This window comes from Polaromonas sp. P1_G4 (assembly GCF_056405475.1).
Map to the genome: position 1 here is coordinate 1 of NZ_JBFUCA010000425.1, position 3,814 is coordinate 3,814.

At 63.4% G+C, this 3,814-nt stretch carries 5 protein-coding genes; all 5 read left to right on the forward strand.

Annotated features, from left to right (window positions below):
• On the forward strand, positions 1–468 hold a 468-nt coding region (locus tag AC1D1X_RS17940; protein WP_477698802.1), incomplete at its 5' end, for an SDR family NAD(P)-dependent oxidoreductase.
• Positions 469–494: 26 nt separating this feature from the next.
• Positions 495–1,622: an acyl-CoA dehydrogenase family protein gene (locus AC1D1X_RS17945; protein WP_477670095.1), complete on the forward strand. Its 1,128-nt coding sequence runs from the start codon at positions 495–497 to the stop codon at positions 1,620–1,622.
• A 166-nt stretch (positions 1,623–1,788) separates the two neighbouring features.
• Positions 1,789–2,217 (forward strand): rhodanese-like domain-containing protein, encoded by a 429-nt coding sequence (locus AC1D1X_RS17950; RefSeq protein ID WP_477670094.1) that lies wholly within the window; start codon positions 1,789–1,791, stop codon positions 2,215–2,217.
• 10 nt (positions 2,218–2,227) lie between these two features.
• On the forward strand, positions 2,228–2,644 hold the full coding sequence (locus AC1D1X_RS17955) for a YchJ family protein (protein ID WP_477670093.1): 417 nt from the start codon (positions 2,228–2,230) through the stop codon (positions 2,642–2,644).
• 86 nt (positions 2,645–2,730) lie between these two features.
• On the forward strand, positions 2,731–3,814 hold a 1,084-nt coding region (locus tag AC1D1X_RS17960), incomplete at its 3' end, for a 7TMR-DISM family protein (RefSeq protein WP_477698803.1).

Below are 3,814 nucleotides of genomic sequence, written 5' to 3' on the forward strand. Positions count from 1 at the left end.
GCCCTCTACGTGGCCGGCGTCTTTCCGCAGGGCGATGCACTGACGCCGCCGACGCGCGAGGCGTTTGACCACACCCTGCACACCAATGTGCTGGGCGCCATGCAGGCCATTCCGCAAGTCGCGCCCATGGTCGAGGCCTCCCGGCTTGGTGGTGGCGGCAAGGGACGCTTTGCCTTCATCACCAGCGGCATGGGTTGCATTGGCGAGGTCCCGTCCAGCAGCAGCTGGACCTACCGCGTCAGCAAGGCTGCGCTGAACATGGCCGTGGCGTCTGCCCAGCATGACTACCCGCGCGCCATCATGGTGGCCCTGTCGCCCGGCTGGGTTCAAACCGACATGGGCGGCCGGGATGCACCGCTCACCACGGTTCAAAGTGTCACGGCCATGCGTGCCACGCTGGCCGGGCTCAAGCCCGAGCACAAGGGCGCTTTTCTCGACTACGACGGTCGGCGTTTCAGCACATGGTGAGCCCTGCACTCCACTGAAAGATTTCGATGATCCTGACCCAAGACCAAACGATGATCCGCGACGCGGTGCGCGACTTTGCGCAGGCCGAACTCTGGCCGCGCGCCGCGCGCTGGGACAAGGAGCACCACTTCCCGATCGAGGCGCACAAAGGCCTGGCCGCGCTGGGAGCCTACGGCATCTGCGTGCCCGAGGAATTCGGCGGCGCGAACCTTGACTACCTCACGCTGGCGCTGGTGCTCGAAGAAATCGCGGCGGGCGACGGCGGCACCAGCACCGCCATCAGCGTCACCAACTGCCCGGTCAATGCCATCCTCATGCGCTACGGCAATGTGCAGCAGAAAAAGCAGTGGCTGACAAAACTCGCGCAGGGCGAAATGCTCGGCGTCTTTTGCCTGACCGAGCCGCATGTTGGCAGCGATGCCTCTTCACTGCGAACCACGGCCGTCAAAGACGGCGACGAGTATGTGATCAATGGCGTCAAGCAGTTCATCACCAGCGGTAAGAACGGCCATGCCGCCATCGTCATCGCCGTTACCGATAAGGGCGCCGGAAAAAAAGGCATGAGTGCCTTCATCGTGCCCACCAGCGCACCCGGCTATGTGGTGGCGCGGCTCGAAGACAAGCTGGGCCAACACTCCAGCGACACCGCACAAATCAATTTTGACAACTGCCGCATCCCGGCCGACAACCTGATCGGCAACGAGGGCGAAGGCTACAAGATCGCGCTGGGCGCACTCGAAGGCGGGCGCATCGGCATCGCCGCGCAAAGCGTGGGCATGGCGCGCAGCGCGTTCGAGTTTGCCCTCAGCTACGCCAAAGAGCGCCAGAGCTTTGGCACCGCCATCTTTAACCACCAGGCAGTAGGCTTTCGCCTGGCTGATTGCGCAACGAAGATTGAAGCGGCCCGCCAGCTCATCTGGCACGCTGCCAGCCTGCGCGACGCCGGCCTGCCCTGCCTGAAAGAAGCCGCCATGGCCAAGCTTTTTGCCAGCGAAATGGCCGAAGAGGTTTGCAGCGCTGCCATCCAGACGCTGGGCGGCTACGGCTATGTCAGTGACTTTCCGGTGGAACGCATTTACCGCGATGTGCGGGTGTGCCAGATTTACGAAGGCACTTCCGACGTTCAAAAGATCATCATCCAAAGATCTCTTTAGCCCCCACGGTCGCGCACTTCGTGTSGCTCCCTGCCCCCCGAGGGGGCCGCTGCGCCTGCGGCCCGGCAAAGCCGGTTCCGCGGCCCCTGCTGGGTTTTGGTCAGGGGTCTGGTTCAACTGCGTGCAGCAAACCGTAAACTTGCCGATCCACAGCAGGAGACAGAGCATGCCCATCACCAAAGGATTCCGCGCACTGGTCGACGAGGCCATGGCGCAGGTCAAAACCTATTCCGTGGCAGAGGCCAGGTCAAAACTCAGCGACCCCAGGGTACAGATCGTCGACATCCGCGATGTGCGCGAGCTGACAGCCGGCACCGTGGTGGACAGCTTCCACGCACCGCGCGGCATGCTCGAGTTCTGGGTTGACCCCGAGTCGCCGTACCACAAGCCGCTGTTTGCCGATGAGGGCAAGGAGTTCATCCTCTTTTGCGGGGCCGGCTGGCGCAGCGCACTGGCCACCAAAACCCTGCAGGACATGGGCATGCGCAATGTGGCCCATATCGATGGTGGTTATGCCGAATGGGTGAAGCAGGGCGCGCCCACCGAAACGCTGGAAGAGCGCAAGGCCCGCGCAAACAACAACTCCTGCGGCTGATGCCCGGGTGATGCCGAACCCATCGCCATCTCGGCCGTGCCCCTGCGGCCGCACAGGCCCGGCCAAAAAACCGTTGCTGTTCGCAAATTGCTGTGGCCGCTACCTTGGTCACTTCGACACCGTGCCCGCGCCCGACGCCGAGTCCCTCATGCGTTCGCGCTACACCGCCTTTGTGGCCGGGCGTGCCGACTACCTGCTCGCTACCTGGCATGCCAGCCATCGGCCGGCATCGATTGAATTCGATCCCGGTGTGAAATGGCTGGGCCTGGAAGTGCGCAGCCATCGCCAGATCGATGACACCCACGCCGAGGTCGAATTCGTCGCCCGCCAGAAAACCCCCGGCAGCCCGGCCGTGCGGCTGCACGAACGCAGCCGCTTTGTTCGCGAGTTAGGCCGTTGGTACTACGTCGACGGCGACCACCTGTGATGAGCTATAAAAGGTGCTTTAAGCCTTTAATTGACGGGTTCTCGTTGCTCCTGTATTAATAGCATCTCGGGTAAAGAATGGACTTCATGAAAGAACAGCGCGCAACCCGTTCGGCTTCGTGGCGGCAGTGCAATCCGCTGCTCTGGACCGGTGTGTTGGGGCTGGTCTTTCTGCTCGGGCTGAATTCCCCGCCCGTCGCTGCCGGCAGTCCGGCGTCCTACCCCGCCCCGCTGCAGGTGCTCGAAGGCTTGCCCGCAAGCGCCACCGTTGCGCAGGTTGCGGCCATGGATGCCGCGCTCTTCAAGCCCCTGGTGAGCGGCAAGCGTTATGCAGTGAGTGCGGCCTCGCCGCTTTGGCTGCGCATGACGCTGGCGCCGGGGGGTGTGGTGAATGGCACCGATTGGCTGCTGGAATTTCCCACCGTGATCGTGGATCGGTATGAGTTCTTTCAGCGCGATGCGGGCGGTGCATGGCGCATGGCTGTGGCCGGGGACTTTGTGGCGCATGTGCGGTGGCCTGTCGATTCGCTGCGGCCGCGTTTTCCGTTGCCGCAGCCCGGCGCGGACGCGCAGGACATTTTTGTCCGCGTGGTACACCGCTTGCCCGTCAATCTGAGTCCCGTGCTGGTAGGTACGGCAGAGGCGTCCCGGCGAGATGTGGTGCAGATGTTGTGGGTGGGCCTGYAGCTGGGGGTGATCATCACGCTGGCTCTCTTCTGCGCCCAGATGGCGCTGGCCTATCGCGACCGCACCTATGCCTGGTATGCCGGCTACCTTGTGTTTACCGTCATGGCCACCCTTTGCTACACCGGCGCGGCCCAGCGTTACCTGTGGCCCCACGCCACAACCTTTGCCAGCCACGCGATTGTGTTGTCTGTGATGGGCGCCCTGGCCTTCAACCTCCAGTTCACCCGGTCCATCTTCGGCGGGCTGCAGGGGCGGAACTTTCACCGCATGGCGCGCGCGCTGGTTGCGCTGTGCCTCGTGTACATGACGGCCAGCCCCTTCGTTGAGCAGTACGACCGCATGGTGCCGATGTTTCACGCCATCACACTCAGCGTTTTTGCCTTCACCATCACCTGCGCCTGGCGTGCCTGGCGGCGTGGTGTGGCCTTCGGCGGTTACTGGCTGCTGGTGTACCTGCCCTACCTTGTTTGCGTGGCCCTCGCCC

Coding starts and splice junctions, on each gene's coding strand:
- AC1D1X_RS17945 (WP_477670095.1), top strand. CDS start 495: ATGATCCTGACCCAAGACCAAACGATGATCCGCGACGCGGTGCGCGAC.
- AC1D1X_RS17950 (WP_477670094.1), top strand. CDS start 1,789: ATGCCCATCACCAAAGGATTCCGCGCACTGGTCGACGAGGCCATGGCG.
- AC1D1X_RS17955 (WP_477670093.1), top strand. CDS start 2,228: ATGCCGAACCCATCGCCATCTCGGCCGTGCCCCTGCGGCCGCACAGGC.